Origin of the sequence: Paraburkholderia megapolitana (genome assembly GCF_007556815.1) — a bacterium.
GTDB classification, from domain to species: Bacteria; Pseudomonadota; Gammaproteobacteria; order Burkholderiales; family Burkholderiaceae; genus Paraburkholderia; species Paraburkholderia megapolitana.
The window spans coordinates 4,022,278-4,042,643 of the sequence record NZ_CP041745.1 but is presented as its reverse complement, the minus strand read 5'-3'; the positions used below and the strand labels follow the sequence as shown (position 1 = coordinate 4,042,643).

At 60.7% G+C, this 20,366-nt stretch carries 20 protein-coding genes, 1 tRNA gene and 1 pseudogene; 21 read left to right on the top strand and 1 reads right to left on the bottom strand.

Annotated elements, in window-relative coordinates; genetic code table 11:
* Positions 1 to 45 precede the first annotated feature (45 nt).
* The 11 genes from FNZ07_RS31395 (at position 46) to tatC (ending at position 6,702) form a co-directional block, all read left to right on the top strand.
* A complete protein-coding gene (locus FNZ07_RS31395) occupies positions 46 to 666 on the top strand; it encodes a YchE family NAAT transporter (RefSeq protein WP_091019749.1) in 621 nt (206 codons plus the stop codon).
* On the top strand, positions 663 to 1,304 hold the full coding sequence (gene hisH / locus FNZ07_RS31390) for an imidazole glycerol phosphate synthase subunit HisH (RefSeq protein ID WP_091019751.1): 642 nt from the start codon (positions 663 to 665) through the stop codon (positions 1,302 to 1,304). Before FNZ07_RS31395 ends, hisH begins: the two co-directional genes overlap by 4 nt.
* A gap of 189 nt (positions 1,305 to 1,493) precedes the next feature.
* The gene (hisA, locus tag FNZ07_RS31385; protein ID WP_091019755.1) at positions 1,494 to 2,246 is read left to right on the top strand and encodes a 1-(5-phosphoribosyl)-5-[(5-phosphoribosylamino)methylideneamino]imidazole-4-carboxamide isomerase; all 753 of its coding nucleotides are present in this window, start codon (positions 1,494 to 1,496) and stop codon (positions 2,244 to 2,246) included.
* A 182-nt stretch (positions 2,247 to 2,428) separates the two neighbouring features.
* Positions 2,429 to 3,202 carry an imidazole glycerol phosphate synthase subunit HisF gene (hisF, locus tag FNZ07_RS31380; protein ID WP_091019756.1) on the top strand — a complete coding sequence of 258 codons (774 nt, stop codon included), beginning with the start codon at positions 2,429 to 2,431 and terminating at the stop codon, positions 3,200 to 3,202.
* Between the two features lies 1 nt (position 3,203).
* Positions 3,204 to 3,611, top strand: coding sequence for a phosphoribosyl-AMP cyclohydrolase (hisI, locus tag FNZ07_RS31375; protein ID WP_091019757.1), 408 nt, complete (start codon positions 3,204 to 3,206; stop codon positions 3,609 to 3,611).
* 5 nt (positions 3,612 to 3,616) lie between these two features.
* Positions 3,617 to 3,982 (top strand): phosphoribosyl-ATP diphosphatase, encoded by a 366-nt coding sequence (locus FNZ07_RS31370; protein ID WP_091019927.1) that lies wholly within the window; start codon positions 3,617 to 3,619, stop codon positions 3,980 to 3,982.
* A gap of 57 nt (positions 3,983 to 4,039) precedes the next feature.
* Entirely contained in the window at positions 4,040 to 4,435 is a 396-nt protein-coding gene (locus tag FNZ07_RS31365) for a DUF4870 family protein (protein WP_091019759.1), read from the top strand.
* Positions 4,436 to 4,477: 42 nt separating this feature from the next.
* The gene (locus FNZ07_RS31360) at positions 4,478 to 4,843 is read left to right on the top strand and encodes a histidine triad nucleotide-binding protein (protein ID WP_091019760.1); all 366 of its coding nucleotides are present in this window, start codon (positions 4,478 to 4,480) and stop codon (positions 4,841 to 4,843) included.
* Between the two features lie 240 nt (positions 4,844 to 5,083).
* Entirely contained in the window at positions 5,084 to 5,317 is a 234-nt protein-coding gene (gene tatA, locus FNZ07_RS31355) for a Sec-independent protein translocase subunit TatA (RefSeq protein WP_091019761.1), read from the top strand.
* 37 nt (positions 5,318 to 5,354) lie between these two features.
* Positions 5,355 to 5,879 carry a Sec-independent protein translocase protein TatB gene (tatB, locus tag FNZ07_RS31350; RefSeq protein WP_091019762.1) on the top strand — a complete coding sequence of 175 codons (525 nt, stop codon included), beginning with the start codon at positions 5,355 to 5,357 and terminating at the stop codon, positions 5,877 to 5,879.
* Between the two features lie 37 nt (positions 5,880 to 5,916).
* Positions 5,917 to 6,702 (top strand): twin-arginine translocase subunit TatC, encoded by a 786-nt coding sequence (gene tatC, locus FNZ07_RS31345; protein WP_091019763.1) that lies wholly within the window; start codon positions 5,917 to 5,919, stop codon positions 6,700 to 6,702.
* Between the two features lie 99 nt (positions 6,703 to 6,801).
* On the opposite strand, the gene FNZ07_RS31340 is transcribed toward tatC, so the two are convergent.
* Complete coding sequence (locus FNZ07_RS31340; RefSeq protein ID WP_091019764.1) at positions 6,802 to 8,022, bottom strand: Do family serine endopeptidase; 1,221 nt, start codon at positions 8,020 to 8,022, stop codon at positions 6,802 to 6,804.
* Positions 8,023 to 8,040: 18 nt separating this feature from the next.
* Between FNZ07_RS31340 and FNZ07_RS31335 the strand changes: the two genes are divergently transcribed.
* The 10 genes and pseudogenes from FNZ07_RS31335 (at position 8,041) to FNZ07_RS31290 (ending at position 20,360) form a co-directional block, all read left to right on the top strand.
* Positions 8,041 to 8,790 (top strand): Nif3-like dinuclear metal center hexameric protein, encoded by a 750-nt coding sequence (locus tag FNZ07_RS31335; RefSeq protein ID WP_091019765.1) that lies wholly within the window; start codon positions 8,041 to 8,043, stop codon positions 8,788 to 8,790.
* Positions 8,791 to 8,996: 206 nt separating this feature from the next.
* The gene (petA, locus tag FNZ07_RS31330; RefSeq protein WP_091019770.1) at positions 8,997 to 9,617 is read left to right on the top strand and encodes a ubiquinol-cytochrome c reductase iron-sulfur subunit; all 621 of its coding nucleotides are present in this window, start codon (positions 8,997 to 8,999) and stop codon (positions 9,615 to 9,617) included.
* Positions 9,617 to 10,996, top strand: a complete 1,380-nt coding sequence (locus FNZ07_RS31325; protein ID WP_091019772.1) for a cytochrome b — start codon at positions 9,617 to 9,619, stop codon at positions 10,994 to 10,996. Before petA ends, FNZ07_RS31325 begins: the two co-directional genes overlap by 1 nt.
* Before the next feature lie 22 nt (positions 10,997 to 11,018).
* Positions 11,019 to 11,786 carry a cytochrome c1 gene (locus tag FNZ07_RS31320; protein ID WP_091019774.1) on the top strand — a complete coding sequence of 256 codons (768 nt, stop codon included), beginning with the start codon at positions 11,019 to 11,021 and terminating at the stop codon, positions 11,784 to 11,786.
* A 94-nt stretch (positions 11,787 to 11,880) separates the two neighbouring features.
* Complete coding sequence (locus tag FNZ07_RS31315) at positions 11,881 to 12,492, top strand: glutathione S-transferase N-terminal domain-containing protein (RefSeq protein ID WP_090537322.1); 612 nt, start codon at positions 11,881 to 11,883, stop codon at positions 12,490 to 12,492.
* Between the two features lie 85 nt (positions 12,493 to 12,577).
* Positions 12,578 to 13,093: a ClpXP protease specificity-enhancing factor gene (locus FNZ07_RS31310; RefSeq protein WP_091019781.1), complete on the top strand. Its 516-nt coding sequence runs from the start codon at positions 12,578 to 12,580 to the stop codon at positions 13,091 to 13,093.
* A 19-nt stretch (positions 13,094 to 13,112) separates the two neighbouring features.
* Positions 13,113 to 13,188, top strand: a tRNA-Thr gene (locus FNZ07_RS31305).
* A 544-nt stretch (positions 13,189 to 13,732) separates the two neighbouring features.
* On the top strand, positions 13,733 to 16,510 hold the full coding sequence (locus FNZ07_RS31300; protein ID WP_091019783.1) for a type VI secretion system Vgr family protein: 2,778 nt from the start codon (positions 13,733 to 13,735) through the stop codon (positions 16,508 to 16,510).
* Between the two features lie 195 nt (positions 16,511 to 16,705).
* Positions 16,706 to 18,894 (top strand): annotated as a pseudogene (locus tag FNZ07_RS31295) (T6SS effector phospholipase Tle3 domain-containing protein).
* The gene (locus FNZ07_RS31290) at positions 18,891 to 20,360 is read left to right on the top strand and encodes a virulence factor (protein ID WP_177228343.1); all 1,470 of its coding nucleotides are present in this window, start codon (positions 18,891 to 18,893) and stop codon (positions 20,358 to 20,360) included. Before FNZ07_RS31295 ends, FNZ07_RS31290 begins: the two are co-directional and overlap by 4 nt.
* The last annotated feature ends 6 nt before the right edge of the window (positions 20,361 to 20,366 follow it).

Genomic DNA, 20,366 nt, shown 5'->3' with positions numbered 1-20,366 from the left:
CCCTGACGAAGCGGACCGGCAGCGCAGCAGCGCGGCTGGCGTGCGATGGATACCCTCAAGTCGTTTATTTCACTGCTCGCGCTGATCAATCCGGTCGGCGCGATACCGTTCTTTCTGAGCCTTACGTCCCACCAGTCGGAGGGCGAGCGCAAGCACACCATTCGCATCGCGGCGATCTCGGTGTTCTGCGTGATCGCCGTGACGACGCTGCTCGGACAGCAGATCATCAGCTTCTTCGGCATTTCGGTCGGCTCGCTCGAAGTGGGCGGCGGCATCATCATGCTGCTGATGGCGATCAACATGCTGAATGCGCAGATCGGCAATTCGCGCTCCACGCCGGAAGAACGCGACGAGGCCGAGCAGAAGAACAGCGTCGCGGTGGTGCCGCTCGCGATTCCCTTGCTGACCGGCCCTGGCGCGATCAGTACGGTCATCGTGTATGCGGCCGGCTCGGCGCACTGGTACGACCGGATCAGTCTGATCGCGATCGGCGCGGTGCTCGCGGCGATCTGCTTTTTGTCGCTGCGGCTTGCCGAACCGATCGCCCGCTGGGTGGGCCAGACCGGGATCAATATCGGCACGCGGCTCATGGGTTTGATGTTGTCGGCGCTGGCGGTGGAGTTCATCGTCGACGGATTGAAGGCGTTGCTGCCTAACTTGAGATGAAAACTTCGATTGCGATTGTGGATTACGGCATGGGCAACCTGCGCTCGGTCGCGCAGGCGCTGAGGAAAGCCGCCCCCGAAGCCGACGTGGCGATCGTCGACCGGCCCGAAGCGATTCGCGCCGCCGACCGGGTCGTGCTGCCGGGACAGGGCGCGATGCCCGACTGCATGCGGTGTCTGGGCGAGTCCGGGCTGCAGGAAGCAGTGCTCGAAGCCGCGCGCAGCAAGCCGCTGCTCGGCGTGTGCGTCGGCGAGCAGATGCTGTTCGACTGGAGCGCCGAAGGCGACACGCGCGGACTTGGTCTCTTGCCCGGCAAGGTGGTGCGCTTCGATCTGGCGAACCAGGTGCAGGACGACGGCTCCCGCTTCAAAGTGCCGCAGATGGGCTGGAACCGCGTCCGCCAGGCGCAGCCGCATGCATTGTGGGACGGCGTCGCGGACGGCAGCTTTTTTTATTTCGTGCACAGCTACTACGTCGTGCCTGACAATGCCGCGCATACGTCGGGCGAAACCGTGTACGGCGCGCCCTTTACCTCGGCGGTCGCGCGGGATAACATTTTTGCCACCCAGTTTCACCCGGAAAAGAGCGCCGACGCGGGGTTGCGCGTGTACCGCAACTTCGTGCACTGGAACCCATGAGCGCCTTTCGTCCGCTGCGCCGCGGCCTGTCCGGCACCGATCGTGCCGCTCCGGTGCCGGTGCGTTCAAGCCGCCCCAGCAAGGGCGCCGAAAGAGTTGTACTAAACTAGCGGAACGGCGCGCCTGCAGGTTTTGCGTTCATCGCGCCGGCCAACATCCAACCCTCTTCCCAGACACCACCCGATTGCTATGCTGCTGATCCCCGCCATCGACCTCAAAGACGGTCAGTGTGTACGCCTTAAACAGGGCGATATGGACCAGGCGACGATTTTCTCCGAGGAACCGGCGGCGATGGCCCGACACTGGGTCGAGCGCGGCGCACGGCGCCTGCATCTCGTCGACCTCAACGGCGCGTTCGCCGGCAAGCCTAAGAACGAGGACGCGATTCGCGCGATCATTCAGGAAGTCGGCAACGAGATTCCGGTGCAGCTGGGCGGCGGCATCCGCGACCTCGATACGATCGAGCGTTACCTGGACGACGGCCTGTCGTACATCATCATCGGCACGGCGGCGGTGAAGAACCCGGGCTTCCTGCAGGAGGCCTGTACGGCGTTTGGCGGCCATATCATCGTCGGTCTCGATGCGAAGGACGGCAAGGTCGCCACCGACGGCTGGAGCAAGCTCACCGGCCACGAAGTCGCCGATCTCGCGCGCAAGTTCGAGGATTACGGCTGCGAGTCGATCATTTACACGGACATCGGCCGCGACGGCATGCTTCAGGGCATCAACATCGATGCGACGGTGCGCCTTGCGCGTGCGGTAAAAATTCCGGTCATTGCGAGCGGCGGCCTATCGAATCTGACCGATATCGAATCGCTCTGCGAAGTCGAGGACGAAGGGATCGAAGGCGTGATCTGCGGTCGCGCGATCTATTCGGGCGATCTCGATTTCGCTGCCGCGCAGGCGCTTGCTGATCGTCTGCGCGAGTCTGACGACGCGTAAGCACGACGCCTGGGCGTCGACTGCGCGGGCCCGCTGCTGCACACGGCACCGACCGCGCATGCAACCTGCGGCGCCGCAGCGACTTATCGCCGCAGTGGCACCGCAGCGGTTCGCCCGCACCGCCCGAAGCAGGCGGCCTTACCTGCGATTTACCTGCGACACACGCAAGCATTGGCAAGATCATGGCTCTAGCTAAACGCATCATCCCCTGTCTCGACGTCACGGCCGGCCGCGTGGTGAAGGGCGTCAACTTCGTCGAACTGCGCGATGCGGGCGACCCGGTCGAAATCGCGCGGCGCTACGACGAACAGGGCGCCGACGAACTCACCTTCCTCGACATCACCGCCACCTCCGACCAGCGCGACCTGATCCTGCCGATCATCGAAGCGGTCGCATCGCAGGTGTTCATTCCGTTGACGGTTGGCGGCGGTGTGCGCGTGGTCGAAGACGTGCGGCGTCTGCTGAACGCGGGCGCGGACAAGATCAGCATGAACTCGTCGGCGGTGGCGAATCCGCAGCTCGTGCGCGATGCCACCGACAAATACGGCTCGCAATGCATCGTCGTCGCGATCGATGCGAAGCGCGTGTCCGCCGATAACGAACCGCCGCGCTGGGAAGTCTTCACGCACGGCGGCCGCAAGGCGACCGGCCTCGAAGTCGTCGAGTGGGCGCGCAAGATGGCCGAACTCGGCGCAGGCGAAATCCTGCTCACCAGCATGGATCGCGACGGCACCAAAAGCGGCTTCGATCTCGCGCTTACGCGCGCGGTGTCGGACGCGGTGCCGGTATCGGTGATCGCGTCGGGCGGCGTCGGCTCGCTGCAGCATCTCGCCGACGGCATCAAGGACGGACATGCCGATGCGGTGCTGGCCGCGAGCATCTTCCACTATGGCGAACACACGGTCGGTGAAGCAAAGCGCTTCATGGCCGGGCAGGGCATTTCCGTGAGGCTGTAACGTGACGAACTCTTCAGGCAACTGGCTCGACAAGGTGAAGTGGGACGCGAACGGCCTCGTGCCGGTGATCGCGCAGGAAGCCTCGAGCAACGACGTGCTGATGTTCGCGTGGATGAACCGCGAAGCGCTCGCCAAGACCATCGAAACCGGCCGCGCGGTGTACTTCTCGCGCTCGCGTCAGCGGTTGTGGTTCAAGGGCGAAGAGTCGGGCCACGTGCAGCACGTGCATGAAGTGCGGCTCGATTGCGACGAAGACGTGGTGCTGCTGAAGGTCGAGCAGGTGTCGGGCATCGCCTGTCATACCGGCCGCCACTCCTGCTTCTTCCAGAAATTCGAAGGCACCGTCGACGACGGCGACTGGGCAACCGTCGAGCCCGTATTGAAAGACCCCGAGCACATCTACAAATGACGCAAATCTCGCAATCGACGAACGACACGCTGCTGCGCCTCGCGGCGGTGATCGATGGCCGCAAGGGCGGCGACCCGGATGCTTCGTACGTGGCGCGCCTGTTTCACAAGGGCGACGATGCGGTGCTGAAGAAGATCGGCGAAGAGGCGACCGAAGTCGTGCTCGCCGCGAAGGACGTGCGCCAGGGCGGCGCGCCGACTGCGCTGGTCGGTGAGGTGGCCGACCTGTGGTTTCATTGTCTCGTGATGCTGTCGCACTTCGATCTGAGCCCCGCCGACGTGCTCGCGGAACTCGAACGGCGCGAAGGTACGTCGGGCATCGAGGAAAAGGCGCTGCGCAAGAGTCGTGAGCGCGAAGAGAGCGGCGACTGAGCGCATCGTGCAGCTAGCTTGCTTTGCCGATGGATATACCTGAAGGAGGACGCAAGCATGGAACAGTCGCAGGGTGGTTATCCGCCTCCGTCTTACCTCGCTGAACTCGATGCCGAGCAGGAGCGCAGGCTGCGTACGCTGACGCACGTCCTGTACGGGCTGTACGCGGTGCACTTCCTGACCGGTGGCGTGTCGGTGCTCATTGCCATCATCATCAACTACCTGAAGCGGCAGGATGCGGATGGCACACCGTACGAAGCGCATTTCACGTGGCAGATCCGCACGTTCTGGTTCTGCCTGCTTGGCTATGTGATCGGCGGGGTGCTGCTTTTCGTGGTGATCGGCATTCCGGTGCTCTGGGCTGTCGGAATCTGGACGTTGTACCGTATCATCAAAGGCTGGCTGTATCTGTACGACAACAAGCCGCTGCAGAATCCGCGTAGCTTCTTCTAACGTTGCGTTTGAAGTCGCACGCGCCCGCGTACCAGGAAAACCATGAGCCACGATCCGAACTGCCTTTTCTGCAAGATCGCCGCCGGCGATATTCCGTCGACCCGCGTGCACGAAGACGACGAGTTCGTCGCGTTCAAAGACATCCATCCTGCCGCCGAAACGCATGTGCTGGTGATCCCGCGCAAGCACATCGCCACGCTGTCGGACTGCTCCGAAAGCGATGCGCCGCTGCTTGGTAAAATGATGATTCTGGTCGCGCGGCTCGCGAAGCAGCTCGGCGTAGCCTATACGGGCGGAGAAACCGGTTTTCGTACGGTGATCAATACGGGTCCCGGCGGCGGGCAGGAGGTGTATCACCTGCATGCGCATCTGATCGCGGGGCCGCGTCCGTGGCAGCGGATGGGGTAAAAGCGCGCTAGATCGGCATAAATCGCCGGTTTTTCGCATCCAGTACGGTTTTCGGGCTGCGCAGGTACGACCGGAGATTTTTGTATCTCTGTAACGCCGCCGACGCGATCGCACGCGATAATGGCGCGCCGCCCGGGTCGGGCAGTAACAGAAGGACGAAGCCTCGGCTTCGCAACAGGCCGCAAGGCACACCGTGTTCCGTTGCGTCGATACGCAACAGCGGGGTTAAGGAGAGTTTTCATGGGTTCGTTGAGTATTTGGCACTGGTTGATCGTTCTGCTGATCGTCGCGCTCGTGTTCGGCACGAAGAAGCTGCGTAACATCGGCACCGATCTGGGTGGAGCGGTGAAGGGCTTCAAGGAAGGTATGAAGGAAAGCGAAACGGCTGACGCAACGCAGCGCGAACTGCCGCGTAGCGGCACCGTCGATGTCGATGCAAAAGAAAAAGCGCCAAATGCCGGCGACTCCCGCTAAGCCGCGGCCACTCGCGCACTGACGGATATCACGCTTCATGCTCGATCTCGGTCTTACCAAGATGGCGCTGATCGGCGTCGTCGCACTGGTTGTGCTCGGGCCCGAGCGCCTGCCGCGCGTCGCACGCACCGCGGGCGCGCTGTTCGGGCGCGCGCAACGCTATATCAACGACGTCAAGGCGGAAGTCACGCGCGAGATCGAACTCGACGAACTGCGCCGCATGAAGACCGAGTTCGAATCGGCGGCACAGAACGTCAGCAACACCGTGCACGACAACCTGCGCAAGACCGAAACCGAACTCAACGATGCATGGAGCGCGGGCACCTCGGTGTCGCCTGATATGGCGAGCACGTCGAGCGATTCGGGTTTCTCGGACGGCGGCGTGTCGTGGCGCAGCAGCTTTGCAGCGCCGCCAAAACGCAAGAACTGGCGCGTCAAGCAGACCGCGGCACCGACCTGGTACAAGCGTGCGACGTTACGCCGCACCCGCGTGCAATCAGGGGCGGCACGCGTGGCGCGCCACACGCCGGTGAGCCTGCGTCGTCCGACCCGCTTCTTCTGATGTCCCGCGCCTCCCCCATCTCCTACCGAGGGCCGTTGTGAGCGACCCGCAACAAACCCAGACTGAAGGCAACGAAGAGACCTTCATCTCGCATCTCGTCGAACTGCGCGACCGTATCATCCGCGCCGGCATTTCGGTCATCGTCGTATTCCTCGGGCTGGTTTACTGGGCGCCGGACATCTTCAGGCTGCTCGCGCGGCCGCTGATGATGAACCTGCCGGCCAACGGCAAGATGATCGTTACCGACGTCACCGGTTCGTTCTTCGTGCCGATGAAGGTGACCATGCTGGTGGCCCTGGTGATCGCGCTGCCGGTCGTGCTGTACCAGATCTGGGCGTTCGTCGCGCCGGGGCTGTACCAGCACGAAAAGAAACTGGTCATGCCGCTCGTCGCCAGCAGCTATACGCTGTTCCTGTGCGGCATGGCGTTCGCGTACTTCGTGGTGTTCCCGACCATCTTCCACGTGATGGCGCACTACAACGCGCCGCTCGGCGCGGAAATGAACACCGACATCGACAATTACCTGAGCTTCGTCCTGACGATGTTCGTCGCGTTCGGCGTCACGTTCGAGGTGCCGATCGTCGTCGTGCTGCTCGTGCGCATGGGCATTCTGACGGTGAAGAAGCTCAAGGAGATCCGGCCGTATGTGATCGTCGGGGCGTTCGTCGTGTCGGCGGTGGTTACTCCGCCCGACGTGTTCTCTCAGCTGATTCTCGCGGTGCCGCTGATCGTGCTCTACGAGGCAGGGATCATCGCGGCGCGGCTCTTCGTCAAGAGGCCGGAGCCGGTATCGCCGGACGAGGAACCGAAGAGCGAGAGCTGAACGGTATCCACTGAACGAGAAAGGGCAGCTATGTGAGCTGCCCTTTTTGTTTGGTGCGCGGATCATACGCACCGCATGCATTGCGCACGGCGCTGCCGCTTAGCCGCCGTCGTCGTCGTTATCGTTGCTGTTGTCGTCGGTGGCCTGCTTCGGCGGCGGTGGCCGCTTGCCGATCGTCACATTCAGGTCCTGCTCGCGATTCTTGCGCACCACATGGACTTTCGCATCGGCGCCCGGCTTGATCTGGGCGATCACATTCAGCAGACTCGTCGTGTCGGTGATGTCCTGGCCGTTCACGCTCATCAGGATGTCGCCAGGCTTGATCCCCGCCTTGTCGGCCGGTCCGCCCTTCAGCACACCCGCGACGATCGCCCCCGACTTCTGCTCGAGCCCGAACGATTCGGCGATTTCCGGCGTCACGTCCTGCGGCTCGACGCCAATCCAGCCACGCGTAACCGAGCCCGTCGTGATGATGCTCTCCAGCACGGTGCGCGCCGTCGACACCGGAATCGCGAAGCCGATCCCGAGCGAGCCGCCCGAGCGCGAATAGATCGCGGTATTGATGCCGAGCAGATTGCCGTTCACATCGACCAGCGCGCCGCCCGAATTGCCCGGGTTGATCGCCGCATCGGTCTGGATGAAGTTCTCGAACGTATTGATGCCGAGGTGATTGCGGCCGAGCGCGCTGACGATACCCATCGTCACCGTCTGCCCGACGCCGAACGGATTGCCGATCGCGAGCACGACGTCGCCGACGCGGGTCTGGTCCATCCGCCCGAGCGTGATGGCGGGCAGATTCGTCATGTTGATCTTCAGCACAGCCAGATCGGTTTCGGGATCGACGCCGATCACTTTCGCGTTGGTCGTGCGGCCGTCCGACAGCGCGATTTCGATCTGGTCTGCGCCGTCCACGACGTGCTGGTTCGTTAGAATGTAACCTTCCGAACTCACGATGACACCCGAGCCAAGATTCGCCGCGGGCTGATCCTGTTGCTTGCGGTTGTTGTTCTTGTCGCCGAAGAAGTAGCGAAACAGCGGATCTTTCGCCCGCGGGTCGGGCGGCAGCGATCCGTCCTTGCTGGAAAACACGTTGACGACCGCGGGCATGGCCTTATGCGCCGCGTCTGCATACGACGCCTGCGCAGGACCGCCGCCGATGCCTGGCGCCACTTCCCGCAGTGCGACGATCGGTTCGGCGAGCTGCTTGCCGAACTGGCCTTGCCGCTGCAGCCATTGCGGCTTGAGGGTCGCAACGATGAACATCAGCGCCAGAAGCACGGTCACCGCTTGGGCGAAGAACAGCCAGAAGCGTCTAAGCATCTGAAATTAGAGGTTTATATGGATCGGATCGAACTCGAATTGTACTTGAACAACGTTCTGGAAACGGCACGGTTCAAGGACTATTGCCCCAATGGGCTACAGGTGGAAGGGCGCCGGCGGGTCAAGAAGCTCGCAACGGGCGTCACGGCTTCGCTGGCGTTTCTCGAAGCGGCGCTCGAATGGGGCGCGGACGCCGTGCTGGTCCATCACGGCTATTTCTGGCGCAACGAGGCGGCACCGATCACCGGACGCAAGTACCGGCGGCTCAAGCTGCTGCTCGCCAACGACCTCAATCTGTTCGCATACCACCTGCCGCTCGACGACCACCGCGAGTACGGCAACAACGCGCAGCTGGGCGCCCGGCTCGGCCTGATTGCCGACGACATCCGCTTCGGCGACAACCAGCTCGGCTGGTTGAGCACGCTGCCGATGCCGCTCTCGCTTGCCCACTTCACCGCGGAGGTCGAGCAGACGCTCGGCCGCACACCGCTCGTATTCGGCGACCCCGACCGCGAACTAAGGCGCATCGGTTGGTGCACCGGGGCCGCACAGGGTTACTTCGACGCGGCGATCGACGCCGGCGCCGACGTCTACCTGACCGGCGAAGTGTCCGAACCGGTCGCGCACACGGCGGCGGAAAGCGGCGTCGCGTTTATCGCGGCCGGCCATCACGCCACCGAGCGTTACGGTGTTCAATCACTCGGTACGCATATTTCCGAGACTTTCGATGTCGAGCATCTATTTATCGATATCGATAATCCGGTTTGATTACCGATCGAAAAGGTTCGAAAACGGAGGGAACGCTTAAAAGGAGCCGACAAAAAGTTTGTTATGTGTCGGTGGAAACCCTGACGCATCAACGACTTCGCACGGTTTTTGGCAATCGGCCCTTGTAAATGCTGACTCCATTCGAGCAAACTAGCGGCGGTAGAAGAGACGTGAAGGAAAAATCCAACTCAGAAGTGGGGCTTGTGATGCGAGACAAGGAAGATGAGCGCGTCGACAACAGCCGTCGTACCTGGCTGATTGCGACGACCGTAGCAGGTGGTATTGGAGGCGTTGCCACTGTCGTACCCTTTGTTAGTTCGTTTGCACCATCTGAAAAAGCAAAAGCAGCCGGAGCACCGGTCGAAGTCGATATCAGCAACCTGAAGCCTGGCGACATGCTCACCGTCGCGTGGCGCGGCAAGCCCGTCTGGATCCTGAATCGCACCGACGAAATGCTCGCCGACGTCCAGAAAGCCGATAAAGAACTAGCCGATCCCCATACAGATCATCCGTTTTCGATGCCCCTGCCGGAGTACTGCAACAACGAATTCCGCTCACGGGCCGAACACAAGAACATTCTTGTCGTCGTCGCGGTGTGCACGCATCTGGGCTGCACGCCGACGCAGCGCTTCCAGGAGGGCCCGCAGGCCAATCTTCCCGACGACTGGCCAGGTGGCTTCCTGTGCCCGTGTCACGGCTCGACCTATGATCTCGACGGTCGCGTCTTCAAGAACAAACCTGCGCCGCAGAACCTCGATATCCCGCCCTATATGTTCACGTCCGAGCATTCGGTTGTGATCGGCAGGGACGAGAAAGGAGAAGCGTAATGGCGACCGAACACGAGGTAGAGACGACCGGGCTGCTTGGATGGATCGATCGCCGGTTTCCGCTGACGTCGACCTGGAAGAAGCACGTTTCCGAGTACTACGCGCCGAAGAACTTCAATTTCTGGTACTTCTTCGGCTCGCTGGCGCTGCTGGTGCTGGTCAACCAGATCGTCACCGGCATCTTTCTCACGATGAACTACAAGCCCGATGCGACGCTCGCGTTCGCTTCGGTCGAGTACATCATGCGGGACGTGCCGTGGGGCTGGTTGATCCGCTATATGCACTCCACCGGCGCATCGATGTTCTTCGTCGTCGTGTATCTGCATATGTTCCGCGGCCTGCTGTACGGCTCGTACCGCAAACCGCGTGAACTGGTGTGGGTCTTCGGCTGCGCGATCTTCCTGTGCCTGATGGCCGAGGCGTTCTTCGGCTACCTGCTGCCCTGGGGACAGATGTCGTTCTGGGGCGCGCAGGTGATCGTGAACCTGTTCTCGGCGATTCCGTTCATCGGTCCGGACCTGTCGCTGTGGATTCGCGGCGACTACGTCGTGTCCGACGTCACGCTGAACCGCTTTTTCGCGTTCCACGTGATCGCGATCCCACTGGTGCTGATCGGGCTTGTGGTGGCGCACCTGGTGGCGCTGCACGAAGTCGGCTCGAACAACCCGGACGGCATCGAGATCAAGGCGAAGAAAGACGCGAAGGGCATTCCGCTCGACGGCATCCCGTTCCACCCGTACTACTCGGTGCACGATTTCCTCGGGGTCTGCGTATTCCTGATGATCTTCGCGGCGATCATTTTCCTTGCACCGGAAATGGGCGGGTACTTCCTCGAAGCCAACAACTTCATCCCGGCCAACCCGCTGCAGACGCCGCCGGAAATCGCCCCGGTCTGGTACTTCACGGCGTTCTACGCGATGCTGCGCGCCACCACCGATCCATTCAAGATCGTGCTGATGATCGTGATCGCGTTGCTCGGCGTGCTTGCGCTGGTGCGGGGGCGCGGCAAGTGGCGCCTCGGTCTGCCGGTGCTGGCCGTGCTGGTCATCCTGGCCATGTACTTCACGCAGTCGAAGTTCTGGGGCGTGGTGGTGATGGGCGGCGCGGTGGTATCGCTGTTCTTCCTGCCGTGGCTGGACCGCTCGCCGGTGAAGTCGATCCGTTACCGGCCGCTGTTCCACAAGGTGTTCTACGGCATCTTCGTGCTGATTTTCCTGACGCTGGGATTTCTCGGAACGCGCCCTGTATCGCCCGCCGCGACGTTGATTGCGCAGATCTGCGCCATCATCTACTTCGCGTTTTTCCTCGGCATGCCTTTCTGGACGCGGCTTGGCAAGTTCAAGCAGCCACCTGAGCGCGTGCAGTTCAAGCCCCATTAATGCGAGCGAGGAGAACACGAAGATGAAAAAAGTACTTTCGACGCTCGCGCGGACCGGCGTGGCAACGCTGACCGTCGCGCTGGCGATGCTGGGCGCGCCGGCCCACGCGGACGAAAATTTTCCGCTCGACCGCGCGCCCGATAACACCGAAAATCTCGTCTCTTTGCAGCATGGCTCGCAAATATTTGTAAATTACTGCCTGAGTTGTCATAGTGCGAGCCTGATGCGCTACAGCCGGTTGACGGATCTCGGCATTTCGCAGAAGGAAATCGAGGCCAACCTGTTGTTCACGACCGATAAGGTCGGCAACACGATGACCGTGGCCATGCGGCCCGACGACGCGAAGGAGTGGTTCGGTACCGCGCCGCCGGATTTATCGGTGGAAGCGCGGGCCCGCAATCGCGACTGGCTGTACACGTATCTGCGCAGTTTCTATCGCGACGACACGCGGCCGACCGGCTGGAACAATATGGTGTACGCCAACGTGAGCATGCCTCACGTGTTGTGGCAGCTGCAGGGGCAGCGCACCGCGATGTTCGAGGATGTGGTCGACTCGGAGAATGGCGAGAAGATCCACAAGTTCACGGGCTTCAAACAGGTCACGCCGGGGACGTTATCGGCGGTAGATTATGATGCGTCTGTGGCCGACCTCGTGGCTTATATGTCGTGGATGTCCGAACCCACGCAGAAAACCCGCAAGCAGCTTGGCGTCTGGGTGCTCCTGTTCCTCGGCGTCCTGAGCTTTTTGGCGTGGCGATTGAACGCCGCGTACTGGAAAGATATCAAATAGTCACGCCCTGACAGGCGTGGGGCCGGTGCCAGGAAAAACCTGCAGGACGGTTTTTCCGCGCGCTGGCCCTTCAGTTTTTTGAGGAAATGTAAATATGATGGTTCTGTATTCCGGCACAACTTGCCCGTTCTCCCAGCGTTGCCGGCTGGTGTTGTTCGAAAAGGGCATGGACTTCGAGATTCGCGACGTCGACCTGTTCAATAAACCGGAAGACATCGCGGTGATGAATCCGTATGGTCAGGTGCCGATTCTCGTTGAACGGGATCTGATTCTGTACGAATCGAACATCATCAACGAATACATCGACGAACGCTTCCCGCATCCGCAGCTGATGCCCGCCGACCCGGTGCAGCGCGCCCGCGCCCGCCTGTTCCTGCTGAACTTCGAAAAGGAACTGTTCGTGCACGTCGGCACGCTCGAAAACGAAAAGGGCAAGGCGGCCGAGAAGAATCACGAGAAGGCACGCATTGCCATTCGCGATCGTCTGACGCAGCTCGCACCGATCTTCCTGAAGAACAAGTACATGCTCGGCGAAGAGTTCTCGATGCTCGACGTTGCGATCGCACCGCTGCTGTGGCGTCTCGATCACTACGGTATCGAGCTGTCGAAGAACGCAGCGCCGCTGATGAAGTACGCCGAGCGTATTTTCAGCCGTCCGGCGTATATCGAAGCGCTGACGCCTTCGGAAAAGGTGATGCGCCGCTGAGAGCCGGCCTGACGGACCGCCGGTATGGCGCGAATGAGCGTCATGCCGCGGGCCGGCAAGCCTGGGGCAAGGAAGAGGACCGTTGATGCAAGAGATTTCCACCAAGCCTTATCTGCTTCGCGCGCTGTACGAGTGGTGCACGGATAACGGCTACACACCGCACATCGCGGTGCGCGTCGATAACCAGACGCGCGTGCCGCGGCAATTCGTGCGCGACAACGAGATCGTACTGAACATCAGCTTCGAGGCGACGAGCCAGCTGCAGATGGGCAACGAATGGATCGAGTTCAGCGCACGCTTTTCCGGCAAGTCGCACAAGATCGAAGTACCGGTCGCTAACGTGCTGGCGATCTACGCGCGGGAAAATGGGCAAGGCATGGCGTTCCCTGTCGATTCGGCGGGTGGCGAGGCGACGGATTCGGGTGCTGACGAAGCGTTGCCCGCAGACGATGCCGCAACGACCGGCGAAGGTGGTGGGCTGAAGGTGGCGGATGCGCCGTCGCCAGCACCTGCCGCTGCCGACGGTGACGACGATACGCATCGTCCCGACGACGATGGATCGAAGGGTGGTGGAAGAGGTCACCTCAAGGTCGTGAAATGAAGTAAAATCACGGCCTCATGCCGGCTTAGCTCATCAGGTAGAGCGCTTGACTTGTAATCATGAGGTGGCGGGTTCGAGTCCTGCAGCCGGCACCAAATTTCCTCCGTAGGTTCTTTATCTAATTCGACTTGGTCGTGCCATTGGCGTAAATCCGGTGCAACGGGTTTGCGAGTCGCTCCAATGAGCACGCAGGGCGAGTTCAGTCTCCTGAAAACAATAACGCTGGTCATCGGTTTGGCACGCTTGCCAAAAAATATCTTGCCCTCGGAAAAAGGCGGTTGAAATAACCGGGCAATCGCAATCGGCTGGCAATACCTTGCCCAAAAGAGCTCGCAGCGATTCAAAAAAATAACCCGAGGGTAACTGACGCGTGACAGGTTATCTCTTTCGGGCGTCCCCCGAGAGTCACGCGCAGTGTATATACCGCGCTACTTCCTCCTTGCTCGCCTCCCCGCATCCACAGATGCGGCGTCAATTGCACGCAAATTGTCAAATCACGCAAATTAGCGTAACAAAACGTTCACGATTGGGGAGCAGTTTGATACTCTCTTACAAATGAAAGCAGACAGCCCTGTCAGTCGATTAACGGGCCGCTCGCCGGAATTCAACGTTATTCAAAAAACCTGAGAGAGACCTGCCGTGAATCTGGCCGATACTCTGCGTTCGTTCGCATCCGGGGCAATTGATGTGAACCAGCGCCCCGTTACCCTGAACTGGGGGAAAGCACAGGGCGCGCTCGGTAATGTTATTGCCCTCCAGCACGCCGATATTCATGAAGCGCTGATGTCCGGCATCAACGGGCACCTCACCTGCGTATCCTCGCGCGATGACCTCCCCCCGAAGATGTTCATGGGGCTGCCTGTTTCAGTGCGGCTCACCACGGACCGGGAACAACTCCACGCCATCAACGCGATCGTCACCGACGTGCAGGTCGGACAAAGCGACGGCGACCTTTGCTGTTACCAGCTCACGGTAACCGACGCCCTGTCGCTGATGGACAAGCGGGTCAATTCACGCGTGTTCCGCCAGAAGAGCCTCGTCGACATACTGACGGCCTTCAAGCGTGAATGGCAGCAGCGCAGCCCGGCCTTCGCGCGGGCCTTCGACTTCGATGTATCGGGTCTGGACACGAAGCTCTATCCCGCTCGCGAGATCACGCGGCAGGTTAATGAATCTGATGCACGCTTTATTCGCCGCCTGCTGCGTCGCGAAGGCGTGACGGTGTTTGCGAAGGCCGGACAGCCAAAGGACAACGGAGGACAGGCCAGCGACACGCCCATGCACACGCTGGTGTTCTGCGACGATCCGATGAAGCTGTCGGAATGCAGCGCCGGGACGATCCGTTATCACCAGCGCAACGCCGGAACCGAAGAACGCGACACGATCACGCTGTTTGCGTTGAAGCAGAGCCTGATTCCCGGCCGCACTGCACGCCCGTCGTGGGACTACAAGCCGGCGACGATGCACCAGTCCGAACTCACCACGTCCGTCGACCAGGGCGATGCGGGCAATGATCTGGCAGGGCTGCTCGCGGATGTAGCGATCGATATTCCGCACGCAGGTGATTCGTGGGACGACCACGACCGGATGACGCGTGACCGCATGCTTGCACATGAATTCCACGCGCAACGTGTTGACGCCGTGAGCGCCGTGCGAGATCTGGCCGTCGGGTTCTGGTTCACGCTGACCGGGCAGCCGCACCTTGATTCGCTGTCCGCCGATCACCGGCAGTTCATGGTGACGTCCCTGCACCACCAGGTATCGAATAACCTGCCCGAAGGTGTTACCCAGCAGGCGCAGGCATTGTTCGCGGCAAGCCGCAATTTCGCTGGTGGTGCACCGTCCAGTCCAGCGACTTCGACGCAGCAGACCAGCAAGCCCGACACGCGGTACGAAAATACTTTCACGTGCGTACAGCGCGGTGTTCCACTCACGCCTGCCTACGATCCGAAGATCGATCTGCCGCCCGTGCATCCGTTCACAGCATTGGTGGTCGGTCCAGACGGCGAAGAAGTCTTCTGTGACGAATTCGGACGCATACGCGTGCAGATGCAGGGGCTCGATGAAGCGGATCACACGCACGCCCAGGGCGCGGGTACGAACGGTAATCCGTCTGACAGCGCGCCCGTGCGTGTTCTCTGGGGAATGGCGGGACCGAACTTCGGCGATCACGATCTGCCGCGTATAGGTATGGAGGTCCTGCTCGATCACATCGGCGGAGACCCTGACCGGCTGGTCGTCGTCGGCGTGTTGCCCAACGGCAAGAACATGCCTGCGACCTTCAGCCATACGGGCTCGCTGCCAGGCAATCGCTATCTGTCGGGCACGAAGACCAAGGAAGTGAAAGCGCAGCGATATAACCAGCTTCGCTTCGATAACACGCCGGGACAGATCAGCAGCCAGCTCGCCAGTGAGCACGGCTACAGCCAGTTGAACCTCGGGTACCTGACCCAACCGCGTGATAACGGCAACGGTGAAGCACGCGGCGAAGGCGCGGAGCTGCGCAGCGATGCGAGCGTCGCGATCCGCAGCGGTAAAGCCATGCTGATTTCCGCGTGGGAAAAGGTCAAGGCAGGCGACGCGCACCTCGCACGCGACGAGTACCTGCAACTGATGCAGGACTGTCTCGAACTGTTCAAGAGTCTAGGGGACTACGCCGGGCAGCATCAGGGTGTGGCGATGGACACGCAGCCGCACACGGATCTTGTCTCGACCGTCAAGGGCTGGCCCAACGGTGCGGCGTCAGGCGGCGCGTCAGGTGCATCGCAGGCTGCAATCGGCATCACGTCGCCCGCGGGCGTCAGCGTTGCAACGCCGAAGAGTGTTGCAACGTATGCGGGCGGCAACGTCGACACGGTTGCGCAGAATCACCTTCAGTACACCAGCGGCCAGCGCATCAACATGCAGGCGGGGCACAGCGTGAACCTGTTTGCGCAGAGTGAGGGCATCTCCGCGATCGCAAATCAGGGGAAGGTGAAGCTGCAGAGCCAGGCTGACGACACGCAGATCGATTCGGCGAAGAACATCCAGTTCACGGCGGCCGGCGGCAAACTCGTCGGCATGGCGAGCGACCAGGTGGTGTTCGTGACATCGGGCGGCGCTTACCTGAAGCTGCAGGGAGCCAATATCGAACTGGGTTGCCCGGGCAGCTTTATCGTGAAGTCGGCAAGCCACAACTGGTCGGGACCAGCCAGCATGAGCACCGACATGCCGAAGTTCGACCATGCGCCGCTTGGGCGTGTGCCGAAGCTGGTGAGGGCGACGGACGGACAACCTGCACCGGGTTTTGACGCCGAGGTCAAAAAGGCATCAGGCGACCTGTTGAATCAAAAGACAGATAGCGCAGGGAAACTGTCGCCCGTGAACAGCGACCAGTTTGAAAAGCTGGCCGTGCAGTTCGTCAAGAAAAATGTCTAGGCATCCTGAGGGGTTTGTTCCAGCATGACCGACTCATATCTGAATCCCGATATCCCGCCGCAGGGTGATCCGGCGAGCGCATCGGCAACGCCCGCTGCCAGTACTGCGGCACCCGCCGCACCCGCGACGTCCACGACACCTGCTACGCCCGATGCGGACGCGGCCTCATCCGGCGACCCCGCAGCGCCGACGACTATGCCCCAACGCATCGTTGTCGGACAGGGAGACGGACCGACTCTCTTCGATCTCAACAGCGAACTGATCTGTGTCAAGCAGCATCCGCTACCCGGCATTGTCATTTTCGTGCACGGCGTGAACTCCGAGGGCGAGTGGTACGCTGCAACCGAGGAGGGACTATGCCACGGCCTGAACCGGAGACTCGCCCGACTCGATGATCAGATGACTCACACGGGCGTCGTCGGCGGGCAGATGTCGCCCGTCACCTACACCAAAGGTCTGACGCCTGACGGGTTCCTGAACCCGAACCTGCTGCCTGATAGCTATATCAAGCCCGACCTGTCGTTCTCGCCGGTGATCCACTTTCGCTGGGGCTACAAGGCGAACAAGGACGAACTGAAGGAGTACGGCGACAAGATTTTTCTGAACGAACAAGGCTACTGGGGGGCGGGCCGTTCGCCAACGGTTGTTCAAGCCTGCCGGACTTGTGGCACGCAGGCGTGGACGACCGCATCTTCGGCTTTATCTCGGTGCAATCGGTCAACCCGACGCAGCGCCCCATTTACCGGACGCCGCCGCGCATGTACGGCGTGCTTGCCGCGCTGCGGCTTGCGAAGCTGATCCAGTCAATCCGGCAGAAACAGGCCAACGTTCCGATAACGATCGTGTGCCACAGTCAGGGCAATATGGTCGGTCTGACGGCTGCATTTCTGGGCGACCAGCTCCCGGAAGTCAACGACCCGTGGGGTCATACCGGGCGTTGCGTAGCCGACGCCTATGTGCTCGCGAATCCACCCTACAGTCTTTCGAACACGAGCACAGTGATGGAGAACTGGTCGCAGCGCCAGGTGGCCGATGCTAGCAGCGATCGGGGACGGGAAACCTACGAGGCTCGCACAAAGACGTTGCGGGAGTTCTTTAACATCATCCGTGCCCGTAAGGCGTTCGAAATGCCCGCCGAGAAGGTCGACAACGACATGGCGAATGAACGTGTATCGCCTACGAGCGGCAAGACGTACAAGGCAGCGGACGACCGGGCTTCCCACGGCGTGAACCAATGCACGTATGGTCGGGTTACGCTGTACTGTTGTCCGCACGACCAGGTGATCTCGGCGACGACCGTGCAGGGTATTGGCTGGCGCGGGATGTCCGGGGACGAACTCACTGATACAGGGGCGGCGGGCGTACTGACTCAGCGGGTGTTTGCCACGCACTTTAAGGTTGGCGTCCACGGGAAGCCGTATAACTACTGGAAGGACGACTGGCGGTATGAAAAGGGGAAAACGAAGGGGTTCTGGTATCCGCCTTCGCCACCTGCGAAATATGGACTGATGCGTGCGTACAGCGCCAACGAAAACTTCGTTGCAAAACTTGCGACAACGGCGACCGCCCCGCTGCTCTATATCGTGACGCTGGTCACGTCATCGCTCGACATGATGCGTGTGAACGCCGATCCTCCGAAGGATCACACGGTGATCGCAGATGCGCCAGCGCTGGACGAACCGTTTCCACCGAAGGCGTTTTTGTTCGGTAACCCGAATAATCCAGTCGATGTGAGTGATGGAGATAAGGCACACAGCGACTTCAACGAGGACTACGATCCACCCGCCGCGGCGCGTGATCCGAAGAATACGGGCGCGAACCCCGACGATCCCTACGATAGCTACAAAAAGGGAGCGAAAGCTATCGGCAACGAAGACAGCGAGGCATCACAGCGTTACGAGGATCACGCGATCCTGCGCATGCGCGCGCTGCGTGATGGCAATTCCAGTTGGGTCGACAGCGATGGCAACGTCATCGGTGAGGACGGCAAGAGCGCCGCGCCGGAGGGCTACGAAAAGTGGCACAACAAACAGGTGACTCAAATTCTGGATAAAAGCGCAAAGAACAATCCGACCAACCACTCGATCACCATGGCGAACCCGGAGCATGCGCAGAAGGCGCTCGCCTATGATGTAGCAGTCGGGTTGTGCTATCTGTCGCCTGAGCAGTTGCATGACCTACGTATTGAGGCCGACTGGCGCTTTGGTAAGGGATTAAACAAGGACAATCCGAACAAGAAGTACTTTGAGTACTTCACGGATGGTGTAATGAACAGCCATTCCCTTCAACGATGGATTACCGAAGATCCCGACGCTCAAAAACCTGCAAAGATTGCCGACGAACGTGAAGGCAGCTTCTATCTGAAGGTCGGAGGGATTGCATGAGCGCCCTCATTTCGACGTGGCCGCGCCGAGTGGCGCTGGCGTTCGCCGTGTTGATCCTGCTAATGGCTGTCATGCTGGCATGGACTGCACACGACAACCCGCAACCCGTTAGTACCGGAGAATTCATGAGACGACTGGTCCTGCTGCCAAGCCTTGTAGCCCTTGCGACATTCGTATTCAGCACGGCAATGATGCAATCTACAGCGCAGGCCGCCACGCCATCGGCAGAGGCTGCACCAGCTACCGCCGAACTTGCGAAACCGTTTGTCGCCCAGGTTGTCGGAGTCGAATGGCTCAATCCGTTGCAGCGTCGCGATTACCCGACAGAGTGGCAATTGCTTTGGACGTTGGGTCTTGTCAAACCCAACAAGCATGACGACATGGTGCGGACAGAGCCGGCAAAATTCTCGACGCTTCAGTCCATCGGTGCGCTTGCTGCTGGAAATCGCGGGACAGAGACTTTTGACGGGTTTTATGAAAAGTACGTCGATGAGCTGTTACCGTTGTTTGGTAATCGTTATGTCATGAACTCCCAATACTTCTACACAGTCAAGCCCGCTAACCGCAAGAACTGGCGCGAGCTTGCCGGCATCCATGTGGAGTTTGCTGTGCCTGCGCGGCTTGATCCGGTCGAAGCACAGACGTTTCTGCGCAAATCGATCATCAGAGAATTCAATATCGGAAACGACGAATTTACTGACCTGTGGAGCCGCGATACCCCTCCCGATGTACGCATCACACCGGGTGGCACAAATGCTGGCTTCACTTCTCTGAACGCGGCGCTCGATTACCTGCAAGGTAATCCGGACAAAAGCGTGTGGGTAATGAACTGGGACGCGCCAAGCTATCCACCGAAGGACGGCCAACTTAACGAAAACATGGTGCTGCTGATCCTGACCGGCCCGGACTTCAGGACGGAGCGTACACCGCTTGCGTGGATCGGTCGCGCCGCAACGGGCAATGTAAGGGACTTCGAAGCGAAGGCCGGAACAACGCGCGCGGTGCAGGCATGGAAAGCCGCGATTGAAGCTGCCGCACACAATGCGGGCGTCGCCGTTCCCGATATCCACTATGTAATTCACGATGCGGGCAAAGGTGGTGATGTCGCCTCGGCACGTATCGGCCCGCTGTCGCAGACCCTGACCGAAGTGCTACCCGAATACGATTTCCGGGCGCAGACGTTCAACACCCCGGCGCTGCTCGGCGAGATGGGCGCGGGCACCGCGTTGACGGACGTTGCGCTTGCCATTGGCCGTGCTAACCACCTAGGCGGTAACGTGCTGGTCGCAGGAACGACGGACGCGAACCATCCGACCGCCGTGGTGATTGTCCCGCCGTCGAAACTCACGCCGATCAATCAAGATGCCGACTGGTTCCGCGCGCGGGGCGAGAACAACGCCTATCTGCCGTGGTGGGGTCGCCGGTTAGATGCTGACAAGGGGTTGATGCAGGGCTTTTCCGAGTAGGGGGAA

What these genes read in the sequence shown, in the direction of transcription:
- FNZ07_RS31310 (WP_091019781.1), top strand. Translation starts at nt 12,578, where the DNA reads ATGCAAGAGATTTCCACCAAGCCTTATCTGCTTCGCGCGCTGTACGAG.
- FNZ07_RS31290 (WP_177228343.1), top strand. Translation starts at nt 18,891, where the DNA reads ATGAGCGCCCTCATTTCGACGTGGCCGCGCCGAGTGGCGCTGGCGTTC.
- FNZ07_RS31320 (WP_091019774.1), top strand. Translation starts at nt 11,019, where the DNA reads ATGAAAAAAGTACTTTCGACGCTCGCGCGGACCGGCGTGGCAACGCTG.
- FNZ07_RS31315 (WP_090537322.1), top strand. Translation starts at nt 11,881, where the DNA reads ATGATGGTTCTGTATTCCGGCACAACTTGCCCGTTCTCCCAGCGTTGC.
- tatA (WP_091019761.1), top strand. Translation starts at nt 5,084, where the DNA reads ATGGGTTCGTTGAGTATTTGGCACTGGTTGATCGTTCTGCTGATCGTC.
- FNZ07_RS31325 (WP_091019772.1), top strand. Translation starts at nt 9,617, where the DNA reads ATGGCGACCGAACACGAGGTAGAGACGACCGGGCTGCTTGGATGGATC.
- petA (WP_091019770.1), top strand. Translation starts at nt 8,997, where the DNA reads ATGCGAGACAAGGAAGATGAGCGCGTCGACAACAGCCGTCGTACCTGG.
- FNZ07_RS31360 (WP_091019760.1), top strand. Translation starts at nt 4,478, where the DNA reads ATGAGCCACGATCCGAACTGCCTTTTCTGCAAGATCGCCGCCGGCGAT.
- hisA (WP_091019755.1), top strand. Translation starts at nt 1,494, where the DNA reads ATGCTGCTGATCCCCGCCATCGACCTCAAAGACGGTCAGTGTGTACGC.
- hisF (WP_091019756.1), top strand. Translation starts at nt 2,429, where the DNA reads ATGGCTCTAGCTAAACGCATCATCCCCTGTCTCGACGTCACGGCCGGC.
- FNZ07_RS31395 (WP_091019749.1), top strand. Translation starts at nt 46, where the DNA reads ATGGATACCCTCAAGTCGTTTATTTCACTGCTCGCGCTGATCAATCCG.
- FNZ07_RS31365 (WP_091019759.1), top strand. Translation starts at nt 4,040, where the DNA reads ATGGAACAGTCGCAGGGTGGTTATCCGCCTCCGTCTTACCTCGCTGAA.
- hisH (WP_091019751.1), top strand. Translation starts at nt 663, where the DNA reads ATGAAAACTTCGATTGCGATTGTGGATTACGGCATGGGCAACCTGCGC.
- FNZ07_RS31340 (WP_091019764.1), bottom strand. Translation starts at nt 8,022, where the DNA reads ATGCTTAGACGCTTCTGGCTGTTCTTCGCCCAAGCGGTGACCGTGCTT.
- tatB (WP_091019762.1), top strand. Translation starts at nt 5,355, where the DNA reads ATGCTCGATCTCGGTCTTACCAAGATGGCGCTGATCGGCGTCGTCGCA.
- FNZ07_RS31335 (WP_091019765.1), top strand. Translation starts at nt 8,041, where the DNA reads ATGGATCGGATCGAACTCGAATTGTACTTGAACAACGTTCTGGAAACG.